General features: G+C 48.1%; 19 protein-coding genes and 1 tRNA gene. 16 read left to right on the plus strand and 4 right to left on the minus strand.

The window, feature by feature from the left end; translation table 11 throughout:
• Nucleotides 1-86 precede the first annotated feature (86 nt).
• The 5 genes from DUW71_RS07150 to DUW71_RS07170 all read left to right on the plus strand — a co-directional run bounded on the left by DUW71_RS07150 (nt 87) and on the right by DUW71_RS07170 (nt 9310).
• Entirely contained in the window at nt 87-4871 is a 4785-nt protein-coding gene (locus DUW71_RS07150; protein WP_119394565.1) for an NAD-glutamate dehydrogenase, read from the plus strand.
• Nucleotides 4852-5079 (plus strand): DUF2835 family protein, encoded by a 228-nt coding sequence (locus DUW71_RS07155; protein WP_119394566.1) that lies wholly within the window; start codon nt 4852-4854, stop codon nt 5077-5079. The genes DUW71_RS07150 and DUW71_RS07155 overlap by 20 nt, the downstream gene beginning before the upstream one ends.
• Nucleotides 5080-5194: 115 nt before the next feature.
• On the plus strand, nt 5195-6232 hold the full coding sequence (locus DUW71_RS07160) for a quinone-dependent dihydroorotate dehydrogenase (protein WP_119394567.1): 1038 nt from the start codon (nt 5195-5197) through the stop codon (nt 6230-6232).
• Between the two features lie 153 nt (nt 6233-6385).
• Nucleotides 6386-7576 carry an amino acid aminotransferase gene (locus tag DUW71_RS07165; RefSeq protein ID WP_119394568.1) on the plus strand — a complete coding sequence of 397 codons (1191 nt, stop codon included), beginning with the start codon at nt 6386-6388 and terminating at the stop codon, nt 7574-7576.
• A gap of 120 nt (nt 7577-7696) precedes the next feature.
• On the plus strand, nt 7697-9310 hold the full coding sequence (locus DUW71_RS07170) for a hypothetical protein (RefSeq protein ID WP_119394569.1): 1614 nt from the start codon (nt 7697-7699) through the stop codon (nt 9308-9310).
• Here DUW71_RS07170 and DUW71_RS07175 read toward each other — a convergent pair.
• Genes DUW71_RS07175 through thiS form a run of 3 tightly spaced genes read right to left on the minus strand, consistent with a single transcriptional unit; the run spans nt 9303 to nt 11260 of the window.
• Nucleotides 9303-10301: a radical SAM protein gene (locus tag DUW71_RS07175; RefSeq protein WP_119394570.1), complete on the minus strand. Its 999-nt coding sequence runs from the start codon at nt 10299-10301 to the stop codon at nt 9303-9305. The two genes, DUW71_RS07170 and DUW71_RS07175, sit on opposite strands and share 8 nt — an antisense overlap.
• On the minus strand, nt 10294-11058 hold the full coding sequence (locus DUW71_RS07180) for a thiazole synthase (protein WP_119394571.1): 765 nt from the start codon (nt 11056-11058) through the stop codon (nt 10294-10296). Before DUW71_RS07180 ends, DUW71_RS07175 begins: the two co-directional genes overlap by 8 nt.
• Before the next feature lies 1 nt (nt 11059).
• Nucleotides 11060-11260 (minus strand): sulfur carrier protein ThiS, encoded by a 201-nt coding sequence (gene thiS, locus DUW71_RS07185; RefSeq protein ID WP_119394572.1) that lies wholly within the window; start codon nt 11258-11260, stop codon nt 11060-11062.
• Between the two features lie 104 nt (nt 11261-11364).
• Here thiS and DUW71_RS18070 point away from each other — a divergent pair, with 104 nt between their 5' ends.
• The 10 genes from DUW71_RS18070 (at nt 11365) to DUW71_RS07235 (ending at nt 20964) form a co-directional block, all read left to right on the plus strand.
• The gene (locus tag DUW71_RS18070) at nt 11365-11520 is read left to right on the plus strand and encodes a MarC family protein (protein ID WP_407690493.1); all 156 of its coding nucleotides are present in this window, start codon (nt 11365-11367) and stop codon (nt 11518-11520) included.
• An 84-nt stretch (nt 11521-11604) separates the two neighbouring features.
• Nucleotides 11605-11681 (plus strand) — tRNA-Val (locus DUW71_RS07195).
• A gap of 123 nt (nt 11682-11804) precedes the next feature.
• The gene (gene thrS / locus DUW71_RS07200) at nt 11805-13721 is read left to right on the plus strand and encodes a threonine--tRNA ligase (protein ID WP_119394573.1); all 1917 of its coding nucleotides are present in this window, start codon (nt 11805-11807) and stop codon (nt 13719-13721) included.
• A 67-nt stretch (nt 13722-13788) separates the two neighbouring features.
• Nucleotides 13789-14283: a translation initiation factor IF-3 gene (gene infC, locus DUW71_RS07205; protein WP_233546069.1), complete on the plus strand. Its 495-nt coding sequence runs from the start codon at nt 13789-13791 to the stop codon at nt 14281-14283.
• A gap of 107 nt (nt 14284-14390) precedes the next feature.
• Nucleotides 14391-14585: a 50S ribosomal protein L35 gene (gene rpmI / locus DUW71_RS07210; RefSeq protein ID WP_119394575.1), complete on the plus strand. Its 195-nt coding sequence runs from the start codon at nt 14391-14393 to the stop codon at nt 14583-14585.
• Between the two features lie 26 nt (nt 14586-14611).
• On the plus strand, nt 14612-14971 hold the full coding sequence (gene rplT, locus DUW71_RS07215) for a 50S ribosomal protein L20 (RefSeq protein ID WP_119394576.1): 360 nt from the start codon (nt 14612-14614) through the stop codon (nt 14969-14971).
• 180 nt (nt 14972-15151) lie between these two features.
• Nucleotides 15152-16150 carry a phenylalanine--tRNA ligase subunit alpha gene (gene pheS / locus DUW71_RS07220; protein ID WP_119394577.1) on the plus strand — a complete coding sequence of 333 codons (999 nt, stop codon included), beginning with the start codon at nt 15152-15154 and terminating at the stop codon, nt 16148-16150.
• Between the two features lie 21 nt (nt 16151-16171).
• A complete protein-coding gene (gene pheT, locus DUW71_RS07225) occupies nt 16172-18535 on the plus strand; it encodes a phenylalanine--tRNA ligase subunit beta (protein WP_119394578.1) in 2364 nt (787 codons plus the stop codon).
• A 22-nt stretch (nt 18536-18557) separates the two neighbouring features.
• Entirely contained in the window at nt 18558-18896 is a 339-nt protein-coding gene (gene ihfA / locus DUW71_RS07230; protein ID WP_407690494.1) for an integration host factor subunit alpha, read from the plus strand.
• Nucleotides 18897-19041: 145 nt separating this feature from the next.
• Nucleotides 19042-20964, plus strand: coding sequence for a pyridoxal phosphate-dependent decarboxylase family protein (locus tag DUW71_RS07235; protein WP_119394580.1), 1923 nt, complete (start codon nt 19042-19044; stop codon nt 20962-20964).
• Between the two features lie 27 nt (nt 20965-20991).
• On the opposite strand, the gene kdsA is transcribed toward DUW71_RS07235, so the two are convergent.
• Complete coding sequence (kdsA, locus tag DUW71_RS07240) at nt 20992-21837, minus strand: 3-deoxy-8-phosphooctulonate synthase (protein ID WP_119394581.1); 846 nt, start codon at nt 21835-21837, stop codon at nt 20992-20994.
• 57 nt (nt 21838-21894) lie between these two features.
• Here kdsA and dinG point away from each other — a divergent pair, with 57 nt between their 5' ends.
• A complete protein-coding gene (dinG, locus tag DUW71_RS07245) occupies nt 21895-23964 on the plus strand; it encodes an ATP-dependent DNA helicase DinG (RefSeq protein ID WP_119394582.1) in 2070 nt (689 codons plus the stop codon).
• Nucleotide 23965: the final 1 nt, after the last annotated feature.

Below are 23965 nucleotides of genomic sequence, written 5' to 3' on the forward strand. Positions count from 1 at the left end.
TCATGTAAAAGAATGTTACGGCAAAGGCTGCAAAGTTGTTGCTTTCATCTAGACTGCTAATTAAGCGAAATAGAGGGGAAGTGTAAATGGGTTCAGTCAGCAAACCGCAAATGATCGCCGCGCTAGCAGAGCGTTTAGCACCTATGTACCCAGCCAAACAACAAGCTGCGGTGCAAAACTTCGTAGCTAGTGTTTTTGACTACGTTGCCCGCGATGAGCTAGCCGAGTTTGATCAGCAGGATCTACTCGGGTTGTCTCGAACGTTGTGGCAGCTGTGTGCAAAGCGCACTGAACCCTTTAATTTATTAGTGTTTAACCCAGATGTTGAGCAGCATGAATGGCAGAGCAAGCATTCGATTATTATCGTTAATGTGCGCAATGTGCCCTTCGTAATTGACTCCCTGCGAATCGCGATCAATGAGTCGGGCAATAATATTCATCGAATTTTCCATGCGGAACTTGGTTTAAAGCGAAGCAAAGCAGGCGCGTTACAAGCGGTTGAAGGCGACGCTAATGAGCTGTTGGTTTACATGGAAATCGACAAGTGTTCACAGTCCGGTCAGTTAGACGACATTACCAAGCATGTCACCGATGTGTTGCAACAAGTGCAAACTGTGGTGAACGATTTTTCTGCCATTCTCGATACGCTGACAACAGCAGAAAGTGCAATTAATGACAGTGCGATTAAAGCGACTGAGAAGAAAGAAGCATTAGCTTTTGTGCAGTGGTTGCGCAACAACCACTTTACGTTTTTAGCCTGTGATTATTACCAAGTTACCGATGCAGGCATGGTGTCAGATCCGCAGTCGAGCCTGGGTCTATTTGCTGGCCGTGAAAAACGGGTGCTTGAGTTCGCTGGCTTAAGCAAAGATCACGTTAAAAGCATTAAAAATAATAATCTGATCAACTTTGCTAAATCTGGCGTTAAATCCAGTGTGCATCGCCCTGCGTGGTCAGATTATGTGGTGATTAAACACCTAGACGCAGCCGGTAATGTGATTGGAGGTTGGCGTTTTCTGGGGCTGTTCACCTCAGCGGTTTATTATGGCTCACCTTTTACCATTCCGATTGTACGCAAGAAGCTTGAACTGATTTTGCGCCGTTCGAAGTACTCACAAGGCAGTCATTATTACAAAGAGCTTTGGCAAACACTGAATACTTTTCCTATTGATGATTTGTTCCTCAACACGGTGAATGAAATTGAGTACACGGCCAATGCTGTGGTGAACGTACAGGAGCGTAAACAACTCAAGTTATTCACCCATATTGACCCGTATGGCAAGTTCGCAACCGTGCTGGTTTACGCCCCAAGAGATATTTACAACACGCGCATGCGCTTGCAAATTCAGCAGGCCTTAGCGGAGCACCTACCTGCGACGGATATAGATTTTAATACCTGGTTTGCTGAGTCGGTTCTGGCGCGTATTCGTTTTGTGATTCGCTTAGCGCATCCGGTAGCCGAGGCAGACGTAGACTTGCCTTCGCTGCGCATGCGGGTAAAAGAAATTGCTCGTCAGTGGAGTGATGATTTATTAACCAGTTTGATTGATAGCCAAGGTGAAGAGCAGGGCATGGCGCTGTTTCAGCGCTACGCCAACGACTTCAGTTTGGCTTATCAAGAAAAGTTTGCCGCCCGAGTTGCTGTGGCAGACATTCTTCGAATTGAAAACCTAAACGATAGCAACCCACTGTTGATTAACTTCTACCGAAACTATGGCAGTGACAGCGGCCTGAAAATTAAAATTTATCACCTAGGTGAGCTGGTACTGTCCGATCTAATCCCAGTGCTTGAGAACCTTGGTTTACGGGTAATTGATGAGTTTCCTTACCCTATTGGTGAGGAGCGGAAGGTTTGGATTTATGATCTGTCAGTGTCTTATGAGGTCAACCCAAACATTGATGTCGACCAACTTCGTGACCAATTTGCCGAGGCATTTATCGCTGCATGGCAGGGTATCACAGATAGTGATGCCTTTAACCGCCTAGTGTTGAGCGCCCAGGTGTCGTGGCGCAATGTGGTGATGCTGCGCTCGTTCGCCAAATATATGAAGCAGATTCAGTTTGGTTTGTCCGAGCAATATATCGCCCATACCTTGTTATCTCATAGTGATATCACCGATAAACTGGTGGCTTTATTTGAAGCACGCTTTCATCCGCAGCGCTACGGCAGAAGTGACGCCGCATTGGCAACACTCAATGAAGCTCTAGAAGCCGTTGAGAATATCAACGAAGATCGCATCTTTCGCAAATATATAGAAATCATCAATGCTTGCCAGCGCACTAACTTCTATCTACCTGCTAATCATGGGGTGTACAGCAATGTGAGCTACAAGCTCAAGCCTGGCATGATTTCGGATGTGCCGAAACCACATCCACTATTTGAAATATTTGTTTATTCACCAAGAATTGAAGGCGTTCATCTGCGCTTTGGCAAGGTGGCGCGTGGCGGCTTGCGGTGGTCTGACCGCGAGGAAGACTTCCGCACTGAAGTCTTAGGGCTTGTTAAAGCACAGCAGGTGAAAAACTCTGTGATTGTGCCAGTCGGTGCCAAAGGTGGATTTATTGCCAAGCAGCTGCCAACGAACGGCGGGCGAGAGGCGTTTATGGAAGAAGGGATTGCCTGCTATCAAAGTTTTATCCGCGGGTTGCTGGATATTACCGATAACATTATTGATGGTGAGGTTGTCACGCCAGAAAATGTTGTGCGCTTAGATGAACAAGACCCATATCTTGTGGTGGCGGCTGATAAAGGCACGGCAACCTTCTCCGATATTGCCAACTCAGTTGCCGATCAATATCAGTTCTGGTTGGGGGACGCCTTTGCCTCAGGTGGTTCAAATGGTTATGACCATAAGAAAATGGGTATTACCGCCCGCGGCGCATGGGTGTCGGTGCAAAGGCATTTTCGCGAGCTTGGCGTAAACGTTCAACAAGACCCTGTGACCGTCGTTGGCATCGGCGATATGGGTGGCGATGTGTTCGGCAATGGTTTGCTTAGGTCCAAATCGATCAAGTTAGTGGCCGCCTTTAACCATATGCATATTTTTATTGATCCAGACCCGAATCCTGAGTTGTCGTTCAAAGAGCGCCAGCGACTGTTTGATTTACCGCGCTCTACGTGGCAGGACTACAATGAAAAGATTATTTCTAAAGGGGGTGGGGTGTATAGCCGCTCGGCTAAATCGATCAAACTATCGAGTGAAGCAGCCAAGGCGCTAGGCCTAGGTGATAAGCCCGTCACCTTGCCGCCAAATGATGTGATTTCGGCGGCGTTAAAAGCTCCGATTGACTTAATATGGAATGGCGGTATCGGCACTTACATAAAAGCCTCATCAGAAAGTCATGCGCAAGTGGGTGATAAAGCCAATGATGCACTAAGGGTCAATGCCAATGAATTGCGCTGCAAGGTAATTGGTGAGGGTGGCAACCTTGGCCTAACCCAGCTAGCGCGTATTGAATTTAGCCAAAAAGGGGGTAGCTGCTTTAGTGATTTTATCGACAATGCTGGCGGGGTTGACTGCTCAGACCATGAGGTCAATATGAAAATCCTGCTCAATGAGCAGGTGAGTCATGGTGATCTAACGGTAAAACAACGCAATGAGTTATTAGAGGCACTTACTGACGATGTTGCCGACCTAGTATTGATTAGTAACTATCGCCAAACGCAAGCGCTTTCAAACGCTTATGCTGAAGCGACAGTGCGAGTAGATGAGCATAGGCGCTTAATTCAGTACTTCGAAGAATCTGGCCGATTGGATCGAGAACTGGAGTTCCTGCCAGCTGATGACGAGTTATTAGAACGTAAATCTCGAGGCTTGGGCTTAACCAGGCCAGAATTAGCGGTTCTGATTGCCTATGGCAAAAATGAGATGAAAGAGCAGCTCATTGAACTGCAGTTAGACAATAATGAGCAACTGTTGCTTGAGGGGGATAAAACCTTCCCGAAAGCTTTGTTGGAACGCTTCCCCAAAGCCGCTGGCCAACACCAGCTCAGGGTTGAAATGGCCTCAACGCAACTAGCCAACGATATATATAACCACATGAGTTTGGCATTTGCCCAACGGCTACTTGAGTCGACTGGCTGTAACGCTGTAGATGTCGCAAAAGCCTACTTATTAGCCCGCCAGCTGTTTGATTTAAGTCGGGTTTGGCAGCAAGTTGAAGCGTTGGATTATCAAGTTAGTAGTGATGTGCAATCGGCGATGATGCTGCGCCTCTCGCGCATGGTTCGCCATGCCTCTCGTTGGCTCATCCGCAATCATCGCCAAGATTTCGACATGCCAGCGCTGTTAGAAGCATACTGTAAGCCGTTGGCCGATTTACGCCAAGAGCTCAGTAATATTGTGGTGGGTGACTTGCAAGATAAATGGTTACAGCGACAAAAAGACTGGGTGGCTGAATCGGTGCCCGATGCGCTAGCAAAAGAAGTAGCAGCGACGGAGTTGTCTTATAGTGGTCTGTCGGTCATAGCGGTCGCCAAAACGGCTGATTTGCCTTTGATTCAAGTGGCGAAGGTCTATTTTACTTTGGGTGAGCGACTTGGCTTGGATCAGTTTTACAGCCAAATTGCCAATTTAACCATTTCGTCGCATTGGCAGGCACTAGCACGAGAGTCGTTACGCGACGATTTAGAGGCTCAGCAGCGGCAGATTACGGTTAACGTACTTGGCTTAGCAGAAGGTAGAAAGATTGATGCCGAAACGCTCATTGCCGCCTGGGTGCACAATAATAAAGCGCTAGTGGATCGTTGGTTTAAAGTGGTGAGAGAGGTGGCAACGGCTAGTGAACCAGAATTTACCATGTATACTGTTGCGTTAAGAGAGTTAGTGGACTTAACGCAAAGTACCTTACATGGCGGTCAATCACGTTGATTTAACCATTCATATAGACGAAGACCGATGGTTGGCCACGTATCGTGGCCAAGTCAACAAGGTATTCGCCTATACGGATGATGGTAAAAGTGTGCAATTTCCTACCAAGTTGCTCACGCCTTTTGTCACCCATAGCGGCATACATGGCCGCTTCCGGATTTATTTTGATCGCCAGGGTCGCTTTCAAACCATTGTAAAGTTGGCCTGAAAGTATTGAGTTGCTTGTAGTGGGTCAATGTTTCACTGTAATCGCCAACGCTAAAACTCTGAGTTTTTTGCTATAGTAGCGCCGTAATGTCGGCAATTAACACTAGGAACTGCGCATGTACGATCTCGCCCGATCAATTCTTTTTAAGCTTACCCCTGAAACAGCCCACAATGTGACAATCGATCTCTTGTCGATGGCACAACGGTTTAAAATGGTTGGCATGGTGGCACCTAAGTTTGATGCGCAACCGGTCAAGGTAATGGGTTTAACCTTCGCTAACTCTGTTGGGTTGGCGGCAGGTTTAGACAAAGATGGCGAATGTATTGATGCCTTTGGCGCATTGGGCTTTGGCCATATTGAACTAGGCACAGTGACCCCTCGCCCGCAGCCTGGCAATGAGCAGCCGCGTTTGTTTCGAGTTAAGTCTGCGCAAGGCATTATTAATCGCATGGGCTTTAATAACAAAGGGGTAGACCACCTAGTTGAGAATGTGAAACGTGCCAATTATCAAGGCATTATTGGTATTAATATTGGCAAAAATAAAGACACGCCGGCCGAGGACGCCCTAGCTGACTATGCCTATTGCATGGAGAAGGCTTGGTCAGTTGCCAGCTATATTGCGATCAATTTGTCTTCACCTAATACGCCAGGGTTGCGTGACTTACAGTTTGGTGAGCCTCTGGTTGCGCTGATGCAGGGTATCAAAGATAAGCGCGAGGCGTTGCACGAATCGACGGGCAGAAATGTACCCATTGCTGTTAAGTTAGCGCCGGATACTGCTGATGAAGATTTACAAAACATCGTCGAAGTACTCATTGAGCACGGCATTGATGCCATCATTGGCACGAATACCACTATTGAGCGCAGCATGATTGATGGGCTTGAGCACTCAACCGAGACCGGTGGATTGTCTGGCGCGCCAGTATTTGAACTTTCAACCGAAAAGCTTGGTGTGATTGCTGAAGCGGTTGATGGCCGTATTCCGCTGATTGGTGTGGGTGGAGTGTTGAGTGGCTCGGATGCAATAGAAAAAATGAAGCATGGTGCGTCATTGGTGCAAGTTTATTCCGGTTTTATTTACCGTGGGCCAGAGTTGGTTAAAGAATGTTCGCAAGCCATTGATGGCTGGAAACAGGATGCGAGTGTTGAATAGTTGCTTTCGTAGCAATCTTTAACCATGAACTATGAAACGCCGGCACTTGTCGGCGTTTTTTATGACCTAGATTAGTTAAAAACGGGTGAAGATAACGAGCTGGTCATATATAATCAGCAATCGCATACATTAAATGTCACATGCGAGACTTCCATGTTCGAAAAAGTTCAAGCAGCCCCTGCTGACCCTATTTTAGGGTTAACCGATGCCTATAAATCAGACACACGTGCCAATAAAGTTAACCTCGGCGTGGGTGTTTACAAAGACAGCGACGGTGCAACGCCAATTTTAGCAACAGTGAAAAAAGCTGAAGCCTTGCTGGTCGAAAAAGAAATCAGTAAAACCTATTTGTCTATTGAAGGCACGCCGGCTTATAACCAAGCCGTTCAAAAACTGCTGTTCGGTGCGGATAGCCCTATTATTGCCAATGATCGTGCACGTACTGCACAAGCACCAGGTGGTACAGGTGCACTGAGAATTGCGGCGGAGTTTATGGTTCGCCAGCTTGGCATTAAGCGCATTTGGGTTAGTAATCCAACCTGGGCAAACCATGGCAATATTTTTACTTCGGCTGGCCTTGAGGTTGTTCAGTACGCTTGGTACGACGCTGACACGAAAGGCTTAGACTTCGATGGCTTGCAGAAAGACTTAGCAAACCTAGCTGAAGGGGACGCCGTGTTGCTGCATGGCTGCTGCCATAACCCAACTGGTATTGACCCAACGCTCGAGCAGTGGCAAGCCATTGCCAACCTTGTCAAAGCGTCAAAAGCGTTACCGCTGTTTGACTTTGCCTATCAAGGTTTTGCTACGGGTATTGATGAAGACGCCGCTTCTGTGCGTTTGTTTGCTGACCAGTTTGACGAGTTACTGGTTGCCAATTCATTCTCAAAAAACTTTGGCTTGTACAACGAGCGTGCAGGTGCTGTGACCCTAGTGGCGAACGATGCTGCTACGGCTAGTCAGGCATTTAGCCAAGTAAAAAGCATTATTCGCGGCATTTATTCAAACCCTCCATCACATGGTGCTTTGGTGGTTGCGACTATTCTTGAGGACGAAGCACTGACCAAGCAGTGGCAAGCAGAAGTTGCTGGCATGCGTGTGCGCATTAAAGAAATGCGTGATGCGTTCGTCGCAGGCTTAGCCGCTAAAGGCGTGCAGCAAGACTTTGGTTTTATCAGTGAGCAGAACGGCATGTTCTCGTTCTCCGGTTTAACCCCAGAGCAGGTGGCAAAACTTAAAGACGAGTTTGCCATATACATCGTTGGCTCGGGTCGCATTAGTGTTGCGGGCATTACCCCACACAATATTGAGCACTTGATCGACGCTGTTGCAGCCGTGCTGTAAACACCAATCCGTTTAGTTATAGATAAAAACACCATCAGTGATGATGGTGTTTTTTTATATTCATTAGACTGTAAACCACTAGGGTTATGCTCTTCGCCAGATTTAGCAATAGGTGAGTGTATGGCCCAGCAACGAATTACCAGAGCGCAGTACATCGACATGCTTTGGCAGCTTAAACACGCTTTTGAGCAAACACGGCAGCAAGGGATTCGCTTTATTCACTTTAATCGTATGCTTAAAGATGAAACCTATCGCACGGAAGTGATTGAGCAGGCGAGTCAAAGTGATTCGCCTGCTTTGCGAGCAATCGCTGAGCAACTTCTGCAAGTTGGCTTTGAGGGGGTTCTAACTGCCTCGGCTAGTGAAGCAGCCAGCGTTGCGTTTAAAACACCTGAGGTTGAGCGCAGTGCGACTAAAAAGTCCATGTTAATTAAGCCATGGCATGTTGGCCTCGGGTCGGTGAGTGTCATTGCTGCAGCGGCCTTATCGGTTGGTTTTTTTGACCAAAGTGTATCGGTAAGCGGCAATATTTCGGGTGATAAAGTTTGGCAGTCGTCTAAAGTTTATACACTAAAAGATATAATCTATGTCACGCCTGGCAGCACCCTTACCATTGAAGCAGGCACAACAATCAAAGGCGAATCGGGGTCGGCGCTAGTCGTGGCAAATGGTGCGCGTTTGCAGGCCACGGGTAGTATTGAATCGCCGATTGTGTTTACTAGCAGCCAAACGCCAGGTAGCCGAGCAGCCGGTGATTGGGGTGGGCTAGTGATGTTAGGTGATGCGCCGGTTAATGGTGGCGAGGACCTAATTGAAGGGCTCAATGACCAGGATGGGCTTTCACTGTATGGTGGCTCAGATTCGTCACATAATTGTGGTGTGTTGCAATATGCTCGTATCGAGTTCGCCGGCTTTGAAATTGGTATGGGCAATGAACTAAATGGCTTAACGCTGGGTGGTTGTGGTGATCAAACGCTGATTAGCCATGTGCAAATCCACCGAGGGTTAGATGATGGCTTAGAAATATTTGGTGGTACGACCTCAGTTTCATACATCCTAGTGACAGGGGCTGGCGATGATATGTTCGACTGGGACAAAGGATGGCAGGGCAATGCGCAGTTCTTGATCGGTCAGCAGTATCACAACCTAGGCGATCATGGCTTTGAAATCGATAGCAATAATGAGGAGCCAACCTTAGCGCCTCGCACGCTACCTAGGGTGTCAAATGTTACGCTCATCAGTGATCGCAGTGAGGGTAAAGCTAACCGCGCGGTCTCCATCGACTCTGGTGCTGGCGGTGACTACCGCAATATTCTTATGCTTGGTTTCTCGGGTGAATCGATCGATTTAACGACTCAAGCAACAACGCGTTTGCTTGCTTCCGGGCAATTAAGTTTTGATGGTCTAGTTGCCTATGATATCGGGCCAAATCGCAATCAGTACTTTGAGCTGGAAACGGGTGAAAATGATGACGATGGTGGATTTAGTGAGCGTAGCTATTTCACATCGTTATCAGACGATGTTGTTTTTGGCGAAAATCCATACTTGTTAGGTAACTCAACAGATCAAGAGTCACCGACCTACCACCCATCGTTCCGCTCACCGGTGAACTTGTATGGTGTTAATCCACCGCCAGGCGAGTTTTTCGAGCAAGGCGCGCGTTATGTTGGGGCGGTAAAACCAGGCGCTGATGAAGCCTGGTATACAGGCTGGTCAGCGTTTCCGATTAATTAATACCATGATGCCAGTTCTTCTGAACTGGCATCAGATACAGAGCTCTTAGCGCCTGGCAAAATTCGTCAACAGAGCGCTCATCGCTAATGGCAAACTGGGCGAGTGTCAGCTCGTTTTGATGGCCCCCTGGGGCCGTTTTTGAAGCCACAGATGCACTCGTAACACCGTATGGCATTAATAAGTCTCGAACCCAGGCTGGTTCTCGAGTAGATAGAGCGATGCTAATGCTTGGCTCATAGAGTCTTGCCGCCACAATGATTTGCAATAGTGCTTTGGCAGCAGCGTGATCCGTGGCAAATAAATGGCTGTCTCTGAGCCTTGGCAAGCTAATGCTTATGTCACTGTTGGGATAGCGCTGGCGCAGCTGGCGCGCAGTGGTTAGTAAATGCTTTGCTTCACTGCGCCAGTTATCATGTAAACCAAGCAAAATACCCAGGCCAATTCGGCGCACGCCTGCATTGGCCATATCAAACGGTGCTTGCAGGCGGCGATGATAGTCTTTTTTAAAGCCACTTAGATGGACACGCCGATACGTTTGCTCATTGTAGGTTTCTTGATACAGATATACCCCATCGAGCCCGGCTTGGGTTAACTGCTGGTATTGCGCTAGTGATAGTTGCTGGCACTCAATTGAGACGCTATTAAAGTGTTGTTTAAGCTGGCCTAGCCAGCGCAAAAAATGGGATATATTTGCCTGCTTGGGGTGCTCGCCGGTCACAATGAGCACGTGGTCGATGCCCCGTGCTTTGATGAGAGCAATTTCGCGCGCCAGTTGCTCATCGGATAGTTTGGTGCGAGCAACTAGATTGTCGGCGCTAAAACTGCAGTAGCTGCATCGGTTAGCACAATAATTAGATAAATAGATAGGAGTGTAGAGCTCAATGTTGGCACCAAAACGTTGGCGAGTTAGCCGACGTGCTTGTTCGGCAAGTTTGAGTAGCTTGCTGTCATCAATGTTGGCTAATAATTCATCCAGTGATTGGCTAGGCATGATTAAAAAACGCCGTCAGTGGGCTGCTAGCGCTTGCGCCTGACTGGCTAGCGTAGCCAATTTCGTAAGTCTTGCGACCCGTTTTAACAGCCTGCGCAAAGCAGGCGGCCATGGCAGCGGGGTTGGGAGCAGTGGCGATAGCCGTGTTTACCAGTACCGCATCGGCGCCCATCTCCATCGCAATGGCGGCATCAGAAGGCTTGCCAAGGCCAGCATCAATCACCACGGGAACCGGGCTGTCCTCGATAATATAAGCAAGCATGTCTGGCATGGTGACACCCTTGTTACTGCCAATGGGTGCTGCCAGTGGCATAACCGCCGCACAGCCAACTTCGGCAAGTGTTTGGCATAGTAGTGGGTCGGGGAAGCAATAAGGTAAAACAATAAAGCCAAGTTTAACTAGCGCTTCTGCTGCGCTAACGGTTGCCATGGGATCGGGTAGCAAATGATGACTGTTTGGGTGGATTTCAAGTTTTACCCAGTTTGTTGCGAGCAGTTCACGGGCAATTAATGCGGCAGATATGGCTTCTTTAGCCGTTCTGGCGCCTGAAGTATTGGGCAGCAATTGAATGTTCAATTGTTGCAGTGGCGCAAGCACGTCACCTTCGCGATGATTTAGATCGATGCGCCGCAACGCGAGCGTTGCCATGTTGCTGCCGGATGCTGTTATAGCTGATTGCATTTGCTGCTGGCTAGAAAATTTGCCAGTGCCAACGAACAGTCGGCTAGTAAACGATTGCTCTGCAATAGTTAGCATTTTATCCCCCTAGTGTGGCTTGGAAAATATCTAGCGTGTCGCCTGCATAGAGCTGATGGCTTAACCAGTTACTTCTTGCAATCACTTCCTGATTAACAGCTACGGCAATGGGCTGGTTGTTTAGGTTTAGCTGATCTATCACGCTGGCGACTGTGTGGGGTGGCAGAACAGTTAGCTGCTCGCCATTGCATAAAATATTCATTCTGCACTCCTTGAACCTGAGCGCATGCTAGGGGTTTATGCATTGCATGATTTTGATGTAAAGCAAATACAGCGCAATTGCCGCGATTGTCTTGCGCGATTATCTTGCTAACCTTGCCGTTGATGCTTTTAGCAAGCCAGCTTAAGCGCATCATTGGCGTAACTGGAGATGAAATTTTACGGCGATTTTTGGGTGTTGTGCTAGCTGCCCTAGCGATTCAGTTTATTTACGACGGCATTGCAAACCTTATTTCTCAATAAAATCAAAAAGTTAGCAAAAAATAGTTGACCACCGGCTAAGAATGATTAACATACCTTTCCGTTGCCAGCAGTGCTGGTGAATCTAGGTACGTAGCTCAGTTGGTTAGAGCACCACCTTGACATGGTGGGGGTCGTTGGTTCGAATCCAATCGTACCTACCAAGATTTAAGAAAAGGCACCTACATAGGTGCCTTTTCTGCATTTAAAATTCATATCACTGTTCAGCAGTGAATCTTTACATTATGTGGCCTCTCGTATGGGTCACCACTGTGTAGGAGCACATCATGCCTATTATTACTCTCCCCGATGGATCTAAACGCGAGTTTGATCAACCTGTTTCTGTTTTAGATGTTGCTGCCGATATTGGCCCTGGCTTGGCAAAATCAACGATTGCTGGCGTTGTGAATGGCGAAGAAGTTGACGCTTGTGAACTAATCACCGAAGACGCAGAGCTTTCGATTGCAACGGCTAAAGATGAGTTAGGCGTGCATGTTTTACGTCACAGTTGTGCGCACTTGCTAGGTCACGCGTTAAAGCAAATGTTCCCCGACGCCAAAATGGCGATCGGCCCGGTGATCGATAACGGCTTTTACTACGATATCGATATGGAGCATAAGCTGACAGATGAAGACCTTGCCAAGTTAGAAAAACGCATGCTTGAGCTGGCAAAAACTAACTACCAAGTTGTTAAAAAGAAAGTTAGCTGGCAAGAAGCGTACGACACTTTTAAAGCGCGTGGTGAAACGTACAAGATGGAAATCTTGGAACGTGATATCCCTAAAGATGCACAACCGGCTTTGTATCATCACGAAGAATATATCGATATGTGTCGTGGCCCGCACGTGCCTATGATGAAGCACTGTCAGCACCTTAAGTTAATGAAGGTAGCAGGTGCATACTGGCGTGGTGACTCGAACAATAAAATGTTACAGCGAGTTTATGGCACAGCTTGGGCCGACAAAAAGCAGCTTAAATCGTACTTGAAGCGCTTAGAAGAAGCAGAAAAACGCGATCACCGTAAGCTTGGTAAGCAGCTGGATATGTTCCACTGGCAAGAAGAAGCCCCAGGCATGGTTTTCTGGCACGATAAAGGCTGGAAAATGTACCTAGAGCTTGAGAAATACGTACGGGAAATGCTGTCAGAGTTCGACTACGAAGAAGTGAAGGGTCCATTGATGATGGATCGCCAGCTTTGGGAGCGCTCAGGACACTGGGATAAGTACGCCGAGAACATGTTTACCACTGAGTCGGAAAAACGTGAATACGCGGTCAAACCGATGAACTGTCCAGGTCATGTTCAAATCTTTAATCAAGGGTTGAAGTCATATCGTGACTTGCCGCTGCGCATGGCAGAGTTTGGTTGTTGTCACCGTAATGAACCGTCAGGTGCGTTGCATGGTTTGATGCGCGTGCGTGGCTTTACCCAGGACGATGCTCACATTTTCTGTACCGATGAGCAGGTTCAGGATGAAGTATCGGGCTGCATTAAGATGGTTTACAAATGCTATGAAAGCTTTGGCTTTGAGCGTGTTGAAGTGAAACTATCGACTCGTCCAGAAAAACGCATTGGCGACGATGCTATGTGGGATAAAGCAGAAGCTGCGTTAGCGGAAGCGTTGAAGTCAAATGGCATTGAATTTGAAGTGCTCGAAGGTGAAGGGGCGTTTTATGGCCCTAAAATTGAGTTCACGCTATATGACTGCTTAGATCGTGCGTGGCAATGTGGTACAGTACAGCTCGATTTTGCACTGCCTGGACGTTTGGGCGCACAATATGTCGCTGAAGACGGCGAACGTAAGACGCCAGTGATGATTCACCGTGCTATTCTTGGGTCACTTGAGCGCTTCATTGGTATTTTGATCGAGAACTACGCCGGTGCGTTACCGTATTGGTTGTCACCAGTGCAAGCAATGGTGATGAATATCACCGATGATCAAGCCGAATATGTGCAAAATGTTGTCTCAGAACTCAATTCTGCCGGTTTAAGAGTAAAAGCCGACTTGAGGAATGAGAAAATCGGATTTAAAATCCGTGAGCATACATTACAGAAGATTCCTTACTTGTTGGTTGCAGGTGGGAAAGAGAAAGAGTCTGGCAGTGTTGCCGTGCGTACTCGCTCAGGGGAAGACCTAGGGGTTATGACCATTGAAGCGTTCAAAGCACGACTACAAGAAGATATTGCTGCCAAACGTGCCCAATAATTAGCTGAGGAGACTAGCTATCAGACGCAATAATAATCGCCGCGCGGCTCCGGCAAACAAAACACCAATCAATGGTGAAATTCGTGCCAAAGAAGTTCGCCTAATTTTACCGAATGGGGAACAGGCAGGTATCGTGCAATTGCGCGACGCGCTTGAGGCGGCGGAAGAGGTTGGTCTTGATCTAGTACAAATCGCCGATTCAGACCCGATTGTCTGTAAGGTGATGGATTACGGCAAGAAGCAGTACGAAGAAAAGAAAGCCAAAGCAGCTGCGAAGAAGAAGCAGGTGCAAACCACCGTTAAAGAGATTAAGTTCCGCCCTAACACGGACATCGGTGACTACAACATCAAGCTGAAGAAAATGACAGATTTTCTTGAGCATGGTGACAAGGTTAAAGTAACATTGCGATATCGCGGTCGTGAGATGGCGCACCAAGACATCGGTCGCCGCTTACTTGAGCGAATCGAAGAAGACTTGAAGGAATTGGCGACTGTTGAACAGCGCGCCAAAATGGAAGGCCGTCAGATGGTGATGGTCATGGCCCCTTCTAAGAAGAAGTAATCGCTCGCGATTACACATTTGGCAACCGTCAGCGTCTTGACCGGCCCAGCCGGCGTAGTAGGACAGTGAAGCGGTTTGATTGAGTTAATAACTGGAGATCCAGAAAAATGCCAAAAATTAAGGTACATAGTGGTGCTGCAAAGCGCTTCAAGAAAACAGCGAATGGCTTCAAGCGTAAACAAGCGCACCGCAGCCACATCCTGACTAAAAAGAGCACTAAGCGTAAGCGTCAGTTGCGCCGTCCAGAACACATCGACAAAGCTGATGTGGCGCTGGTTGAGCGTATGCTGGGTATTAAGTAATAGAATCGTTTAGTTAGGAGAATAGAATGGCTCGTGTAAAACGTGGTGTGATCGCTCGTCGTCGTCACAAGAAAGTATTGAAGCAAGCAAAAGGCTACTATGGTGCACGTTCACGTGTATTCCGCGTAGCAAAACAGGCAGTAATCAAAGCAGGTCAGTATGCTTACCGTGACCGTCGTCAGCGTAAGCGTCAGTTCCGCGCTCTGTGGATTGCCCGTATCAATGCAGCATCTCGCGTAAACGGTTTGTCTTACAGCCGATTCATCTCAGGCCTGAAAAAGGCTAACGTTGAAATCGACCGTAAAGTACTGGCTGACATCGCTGTATTTGACAAAGCTGCCTTTGCTGCCCTGGCTACTACTGCCAAGGAAGCCCTGGCTGCCTAATCGAGGATACTCGATTTCAGTACATCAAGTACTTAGGTATAGAAAGGGGAGCCTTGGGCTCCCCTTTTTTTTGTTTATTCACCACTGACATATTTTGGTCGTGGTAATGCGCTATACATCAGTTAAGCAAATACAGGGTGCTTAACGATTGATAGCGACGCTAAATTGGACGCATGCGAAATGAGCGACTTACAACAAGTAACACAGGAAGCGCTAGCTGCGGTTGCCGCAGCTGAAGATGAAAAAGCGCTAGAGCAAGTTCGAGTAGATTACCTTGGTAAAAAAGGCGCTTTAACCGCGTTTATGAAAACACTCGGTAAACTATCAGCAGAAGAGCGCCCTGCGGCGGGGCAGCAGATCAATGATGCCAAACAAAAAGTGCTCGTTGAACTCACTGCACGCAAAGAGCAAATGGCAAGTGATGCGTTAAATGCCAAACTGGCTGCTGAAACCATTGATGTGACGCTACCGGGCCGTGGCCAGTCAGTCGCTGGTCGCCACCCTGTAAACCAGACCATTGATCGAATTTCCGAGTTTTTTACCCGCATCGGGTTTGAAGTGGCGCAAGGCCCCGAAATTGAGGATGATTTCCACAACTTCGAAGCACTCAATATTCCAAGCCACCACCCGGCGCGAGCGATGCACGATACGTTTTATTTGCTCGACGAGCGAGTATTGCGTACTCATACCTCGCCAGTACAAATTCGTGCCATGGAAAATGGTCAGGCACCGTTTCGAGTGATTGCGCCTGGGCGTGTATACCGTTGCGACTACGACCAAACCCACTCACCAATGTTCCATCAAGTGGAAGGACTATTGGTCGATGAAAAGGTCAGCCTGTCAGACTTAAAAGGCACTATTATTGCGTTTCTGAAGGCCTTTTTTGAAACGGATGAGTTAGAAGTTAGATTCCGTCCTTCATATTTTCCGTTTACTGAGCCATCGGCTGAGTTTGATGTACGTTGGACTAAAAATGGCAAAGAATCTAAGTGGCTAGAACTTGGTGGTTGCGGCATGGTGCATCCAAAAGTTCTAGAAGCTGCTGGTGTCGATAGCAGCAAGTACGATGGTTTTGCTTTTGGTTTAGGGGTAGAGCGCTTGGCGATGATTCGTTATGGCGTTGATGATTTGCGCGCGTTCTTTGAGAACGATCTACGTTTCCTTAAACAATTCGCCTAACCACCCAGCAGGAGAAAAAGAATGAATGTAGTTGAATCTTGGCTGCGCAGCTGGGTAAACCCAGATATCAGCACAGATGAAATGGTTGCTCAGCTAACCATGGCAGGCCTTGAAGTAGATGGTGTTGAGTCGGCAGCGGACGATTTCAGCAAGGTCGTTGTTGCTGAGATCCTATCGGCAGAAAAGCACCCAGAAGCCGACAAATTGCAAGTTTGCTCGGTTAATGACGGTACGGATACGGTGCAAATTGTTTGTGGTGCACCAAACGCTCGTGCTGGCATCAAGGTGGCGTTAGCACAAGTGGGCGCCAAGTTTGCCGATGGTTTCAAAATTAAAAAGGCGAAGCTGCGTGGTGTGGAGTCTTTCGGCATGCTGTGCTCTGCTAAAGAGTTAGGTATCTCGGATGACCATGAAGGCATTATGGAGCTACCGGCTGATCTAGCGTTAGGAACGGATCTGCGTGATGCGCTAAACCTAGATGACAAAATTATCGATATTGACCTAACGCCAAACCGCGGTGACTGTTTAAGCATTCGTGGTATCGCGCGTGAGGTGGCGGTATTTAACGCTCTGCCAGCCCCAACTGGCCCAGAAATTGAAGCGGTTGAAGCAAGCATTGAAGATACCTTTAATGTTGAGTTGTCGGCACCAGATGCCTGTCCGCGTTATGTTGGTCGGGTAATTAAAAACGTTGATGTGACAAAACCAAGCCCAGCTTGGATGGTGGAGCGCCTAGAGCGTAGTGGTTTGCGCTCAATTGACCCAGTGGTCGATATTACTAACTACATTATGTTAGAGCTTGGCCAGCCTATGCATGGTTTTGACCTTGATACGCTTAAAGGTGGTATCAATGTTCGCATGGCCAAAGCGGGTGAACAGCTGACCTTGTTAGACGGTCAAGAAGTGATCCTAAAGGACAATGTACTATTAATTGCCGACGAAGCTCGTCCGCTTGCCATGGCAGGCATTATGGGTGGCGAAGATACGGGCGTATCGGCAACCACCAAGAATGTGTTTTTCGAAAGTGCCTGGTTCAATCCAATCGCTATTGCCGGCCGTGCGCGCAGCTTTGGCTTACACACGGATAGCTCGCACCGTTTTGAACGTGGAGTCGATCCAGCCCTAGCGGAATTGGCGATTGAACGTGCGACAGCGCTACTTCTAGATATCTGTGGCGGTGAAGCAGGCCCGGTTGAGATCACTGAAGTGGAAGACAACCTGCCTAAGCAGGCAACCATTACGCTGCGCAAACATCGTATTAAAGATTTGCTAAATCTTGAACTAGCAGATGATGAAGTCGAACGCATGCTAACTGGCCTTGGTTTGGAAATGACCGCGCGCTCAAGCGAGGGTTGGATCTTCAAAGCGCCATCATGGCGTTTTGATATGGAGATCGAAGAAGATTTATTGGAAGAGCTTGCTCGCTTATATGGCTACAATAATGTGCCAATCACTGCGCCGGTGGCAAGCCTAGCACCAAAAGCACAGGATGAAAGCAAAGTTGCCTTGTCAGCGCTGCAAAATCAGTTGCTCAACCTTGGCTACCAAGAAGTCATTACTTATAGTTTTGTGCCGGAGAAGGTGCAGGCTGTGATGGATCCTGATGTAGAGGTAACCAAGCTTGCCAACCCAATTACCAATGAGCTGGCGGTTATGCGCACCACTCTCTGGTCTGGTTTGGTGCAGACGCTTGAATACAATCAGAAACGCCAGCAAGGCCGCGTTCGTATCATGGAAACTGGTTTAGCGTTTCGTGGTGATGAGCAGCCTCGTTGCATTGCTGGCTTAGCCTATGGCACACGTTTACCAAAGGGCTGGTTCGGTAATGACGACGTTGACTTTTATGATGTAAAAGCAGATGTTGAAGCATTATTGGCTCACAGCCGTGGTCATGAGGTTAGTTTTGTTGCTGGCTCACACAAAGCTTTGCATCCAGGACAAACGGCGCAAGTACTAGTTGATGGCAAACCAGCTGGTTACCTAGGTGCTTTGCATCCAAGTGTCCTGCAAGCGCTTGACTTAAAAGGGCCAGTGTTTGTATTTGAACTACGCCTAGATGCGTTTGACCACGCCCAATTGGCGCAGGCAAAACCGCTGTCGAAGTACCCTGAAACCAGTCGTGATTTGGCAATCATCGCAGACCAGCACACGCCGGTTGCGCCAATGCTTGCTAGTGCTCAGCAGGCGGCAGGTGAGTTCGCCACCAAGGTAACCTTGTTTGATGTATACCAAGGCAAAGGCGTGCAAGAGGGGAAAAAGAGCATCGCATTTGGTTTGACATGGCAGTCAGATGAGCGCACATTAAATGATGATGAAATCAATGCTGCGGTAGAGTCTGTACTGTCGACGCTGAAAGCTGACTATCAGGCCGTATTACGCGGTTAACTTCCAGTTTGGAGGATGAGTGATGGCATTAACCAAAGCAGAAATTGCAGAACAATTAACCGATGATGTTGGTCTCCCTAAGCGTGAGGCGAAAGAAGTCGTGGAGTTATTCTTTGATGTCATCCGGGATGCGCTGGTAGAAAACGAGCAAGTCAAGCTGTCAGGGTTTGGCAACTTTGACTTGCGCGACAAGCGTCGCCGCCCTGGTCGCAATCCTAAAACTGGGGAAGAAATCCCAATTGCTGCACGTCGGGTGGTGACCTTCCGACCGGGGCAAAAGCTAAAAGTGCAGGTGGAAGCCTATAGCGACGACCATCACAAAAAGCTTGATGCGGGCTCTCCAGATCCTTCTAAACATTAAGTAGTTAATCAAGGCACCATTCGGTGCCTTTTGTTTGTTTGCTTGCTTTACAGTACATATTGGTATTTCTTTGCCCAAGTGCTTCTAATGGTCGCTTACTCGCTTCATATTGTGTGCGTTTGTAAACTTAGTTAAGTAGAGCATTATGACTGACGTAGCGAAGCTAGCACCGTTTTTCCTTGGCGCGTATGGCGAAAATCATCAGCACTTTGAACAGGCTTGGCTGGAGTTTTTTCGCGATCATGTTTATTGGCGTCGCAACTTCCACCCGCAAGATGTACCACCCGTTTCAGCGGTCGAGCAATATCAACCTCAGTATCTCGCCTCCATTGCACGCACCAAAGAAGCATTGCATCAATTAAGTGCAGAGCTCAAACAATCTGTGCCGATTTCTAACCCAAGGTACGTGGGGCACATGTGTTCAGAGCTGTTGATGCCAAGCGTGCTAGCGCAAATGATCACGACTCTTTACAACCCAAATAACGTCGCCCTCGAAGTTGCCCCGGTTACTGTGAAACAAGAGCTCCAGGTTGGTATTCAATTGGCAACCATGTTTGGCTTTGCCACCGACCCAAGCCAGGCTGTATGTGGCTGGGGGCACCTTACTTCAGGTGGCACCATCGCTAATTATGAGAGTTTATGGCTATTTAGAGCGGTCAAATACTATCCGCTGGCGGTTTATCTTGCCGCCCAGCAAGAAGATAAGTTGGATTTTTGTTGGCAAGGGCAGGCGGTTACTCAGTATTCACCATGGCAGTTGTTCAATTTATCCATAGACCAAGTGATTGCCTTTAATGATCAACTCATTGCTACGCTTAAAGATTATCAGCAAACAGAACAAAAATACTTATTAGCAATCGTTGCGGCACATCGTATTGAAAGCTTAGGCCCGGTAGATTTTTATCAAGCGCTGCCCGGACTTAAACAGCCGGTAGTGCTGGTGCCAATTACTGCCCACTATAGTTGGCAAAAAGCGATGAAAATACTGGGTATGGGCAGCAAGCAACTTCGTTATGTGCAAGTTGATGAGCATATGAGGCTAGACCCAGCTGATCTACGTGCACAGTTAGCGGCGCTCGCTGCTAGCCAAACGCCTATACTGGCGACTGTCGGGGTGCTAGGCACAACTGAATATGGCACGGTTGACCCAATTGATCAGTTAGTCGCTGCTCGCCAAGAGCAGTCAGAGCTCAACTATTATATTCATGTTGATGCCGCTTGGGGTGGGTATGTTTCGGCGCTATTTAGAAATGCCGATGGCTCCTTAAGAAGTCAAACAGAGGTAGCGAGCGAGTTTGATCAGTTTCCAAGTGACAATGTGTATAAGGGCTTTGCAGCACTTGGCGACGTTGACTCGATTACCGTCGATCCACATAAACTGGGCTACATCCCTTATGGCTGTGGTGCCATTATTACTCGTAACCGGCGAGTTGTTGAGTTTATCAGCCAAGAGGCGCCTTATGTCTTTGATGATACGGGTGTGCAGCCACCTTTAGATGAGCGCTTAATGAATCTAGGCCAGTTTATTATGGAAGGTTCAAAGCCAGGTGCAATGGCAGCCGCAGCCTATGTAAGCCACCAGGTATTGCCACTGCATAGCGAGGAGTTCGGCCGCTTACCAGCCAAAACAGTACAGTTGGCAGAACGGTTTCATCAGCTAGTACGTGAGTTTGCCAAACGGGTCCAAAATAAAGTCACCATAGTGCTACCCATGGATACCGACACCAACTTAACCTGCGTGGCATTTAACCCTGTGGGCAATCGCGATATGGCAGAACTGAATCGCTACACGCGCCAATTGTTTGAGCATGTGAAAGTGAAGCCTGAGCGTTTAGCGACGAGTCGTGAGTTTATTGCTTCTTATACGTCGATACAGCGCAAAAATTTAACCGATAAAGTGGCCAATAAACTTTGCACTCAGTTAGGAATAGATCCAACAACCTACACTGAATCACTTTTTGTATTTCGCCACACATTAATGAACCCTTGGTTAGGCGAGGAGTCGGGTAAGTGTGATTATCTGGCTAAGTATCTGGAGTTTTTGGCGGAATTGATTGAACAGAGTTAAAAAAAAGGGAGCCAGGCTCCCTTAACTTTATTCTGTCACGATTGGCTCAAAGCCTTTGACTAATTCATCAATCGCTTTTAATCGAGCGAGGAATGGCTCGAGTTTTTCTAATGGAAGGGCACTCGGACCGTCGCATTTTGCTGCTTTGGGATCTGGATGCGATTCTAAAAACAAGCCTGCGATGCCTTGGCTCATGCCTGCCATGGCAAGGTCGGTCACCTGTGAGCGTCGGCCATCAGCACTATCCGAACGCCCGCCTGGAATTTGTAAGGCATGCGTGACGTCAAAGATAACCGGGTAGCCAAGTTGTTTCATCTGGCCAAAACCAAGCATGTCTACCACTAGGTTGTTGTAGCCAAACATGGTGCCACGCTCACAAAGAATGAGGCGGTCATTACCTGCTTCTTCGCATTTGCGCAGAATATGTGCCATTTCATGCGGGGCTAAAAACTGAGCTTTTTTAATATTTATCGCCGCGCCAGTTTCTGCCATGGCAACAACTAAATCTGTTTGGCGCGACAAAAACGCTGGCAACTGAATCACATCGGCAACTTTTGCTGCTTCCGCCGCTTGATAAGGTTCATGGACGTCGGTAATAACAGGAATGTTGTATTTTGCCTTGATCGCCTCTAGGATTTGCAAACCCTTTTCCAAACCAGGGCCGCGGAAAGAGTGCATCGATGAGCGGTTAGCTTTGTCAAACGATGCTTTGAAGACATACGGAATGCCAAGTTTTTGCGTCACTTCAACATAGGTGCCAGCAATCTCTAATGCGAGTGCTTCTGACTCTAAAACATTCATACCGCCAAACAAGGTGAATGGAAGTTGGTTCGACACATTTAAATCGGCAATGGCAACGGTTTTGTCTTGCATAGTCTCAGGTCCTTATTTAGGTAGCGCGTATTCTACGGAGTCAATTTAATCTCTGCCATGTTAACTGATCAATTAAAGCAAGAAATTCAGCAGGTATACAGCCGCTACTTAAAAGAGAAAGGCCACAAGCCGCGGTTAGGGCAAAAGCAAATGATTGCGCATGTGGCGAAAACCTTTGCTGCCACAGATGAAACGGCAGTGGCAACGGTAGAGGCGGGTACTGGCACCGGTAAAACCTTGTCCTATTTAATTCCCGGCATTATTTTGGCGAAGGCAAAAAAACGCCAGCTTGTGGTGAGTACTGCCACGGTCGCCTTGCAGGAACAGTTAGTAAAAAAAGATATACCAGAGCTAGCCAAGTATGGTGAGCTCAAGTTTACCTATGCACTAGCAAAAGGCCGCGGCCGATACCTTTGCATTACTAAGCTCGAACACGAGCTAGAGATGCAGGGGGCGGCCATCAACCCCGATATGTTCACTAGTGCGACGTCAACCGAGGCAAGTCAACAGGTTAGTCGCTTATTGGAATCCTACAGTCAAGGAAAATGGCAAGGTGATTTTGACGAATATAAGCAGCCGTTAGATGATCAAACCAAAATCGCGCTGACAGCAACTCAGCACGAATGCAGTGGTCGACGCTGTCAGCATTTTAGTATGTGCCCTTATTATCGTGCCCGTAACCATATTGAAAAAGCCGACGTCATTATTGCCAACCATGACTTGATTATGGCAGACCAGTCACTTGGTGGTGGTGTCGTGCTCCCCGAACCCGAGTCTTGCTACTTTGTATTTGACGAAGCGCACCACGTACCAGATAAAGCGTTGAGCCACTTTGCTGCCCAGGCGCCGGTATCTCAGTTGCTTGACGGTATTGAAAGTTTTGGCTTTCGTTTGGAAAAGTTACTTGCCGATAGCCGGGGTGATGATGGCTTGGTCAGTGCGATTGAGTCGATTCGTATTCAGCTGCCTAACATTCGCTTAGGCGGGCGAACGCTGACTGAATATTTTCAAGATAACTTCCAGCTGTTGGCAGATAAACAGGTTCACCGCTGGCCTCAGGGTGTGCTAGAAGACGAGTTGGTTGCCAGTTCTGAAGGGCTCGCCGAGCAACTCAAAGCCGTGACCACCCAGCTCGATGGTATGCGCAATCGAATTGGTAAGCTGATTGGCGAAAAAGACGAGTTAATGCCAATGGCGACGATGGAGAACTGGTACCTAAGGCTAGGGAGAGACTTGGGTATGTTCGACAACTTATTTATGTTGGCACGTATGTGGAGCCTAGTGAGTGAACCTCAGCACCCGCCAGTCGCAAAATGGCTTGAGCGACATGATAATGATTGGCTGATGGCGGCAAGCCCAGTGTCGGCAGCGTCCAAATTGCGCCAGCAGTTATGGTCACGCGCTGCGGGGGTTGTATTGACCTCGGCAACGCTGGCTGTGGCCGGTAAGTTTAGCCGGTTTTATGCGGCAGCAGGTATCCCAGACGGTGCCACCGAGTTAATCGTGCGCAGCCCATTTGACTATCAACGTGCGGTAATTGAAGTGCCGATGCAGGCACCAGATGGCGGGCGAGCCGATCTTCACACACAGTGGTTGGCCGACAAAACATTAGAGTTAGTCAACCCAGACGAGGCAAATTTAGTCTTGTTCGCTTCCAGGCGGCAAATGCAAACAGTGGTTGAAGCTTGGCGAGCTCAGCACAAGCATTGGTCATTATTAGTGCAAGGTGAGTTATCTCGCGCACAGCTACTTGAAGAACATCGCCAAGCCATTGATAAGGGACAGGGCAGTACGTTAGTTGGGCTAGCGTCGTTAGCCGAAGGGGTGGATTTGCCGGGTAACTACCTGACGCATGTTATCATCGCCAAGTTGCCCTTCGGCACACCGGACGATCCGATCGATGCCACGCTGTCGGAGTGGATTAGTAACAAAGGTGGCAACCCCTTTGTACAGTTAACGGTTCCCGATGCAGCGATAAAACTCGTACAAGCGTGTGGCCGATTAATGCGCAGTGAGAGTGATCATGGGCGCATCACGATACTCGACTCACGTTTGGCAACAAAAACCTATGGTCGAACGCTGGTTGAGACCTTGCCGCCGTTTGCTAGAAGTGGCAGATTAACCTAAG

Origin of the sequence: Salinibius halmophilus, from assembly GCF_003577475.1 — a bacterium.
Classification (GTDB): Bacteria; Pseudomonadota; Gammaproteobacteria; order Pseudomonadales; family Natronospirillaceae; genus Salinibius; species Salinibius halmophilus.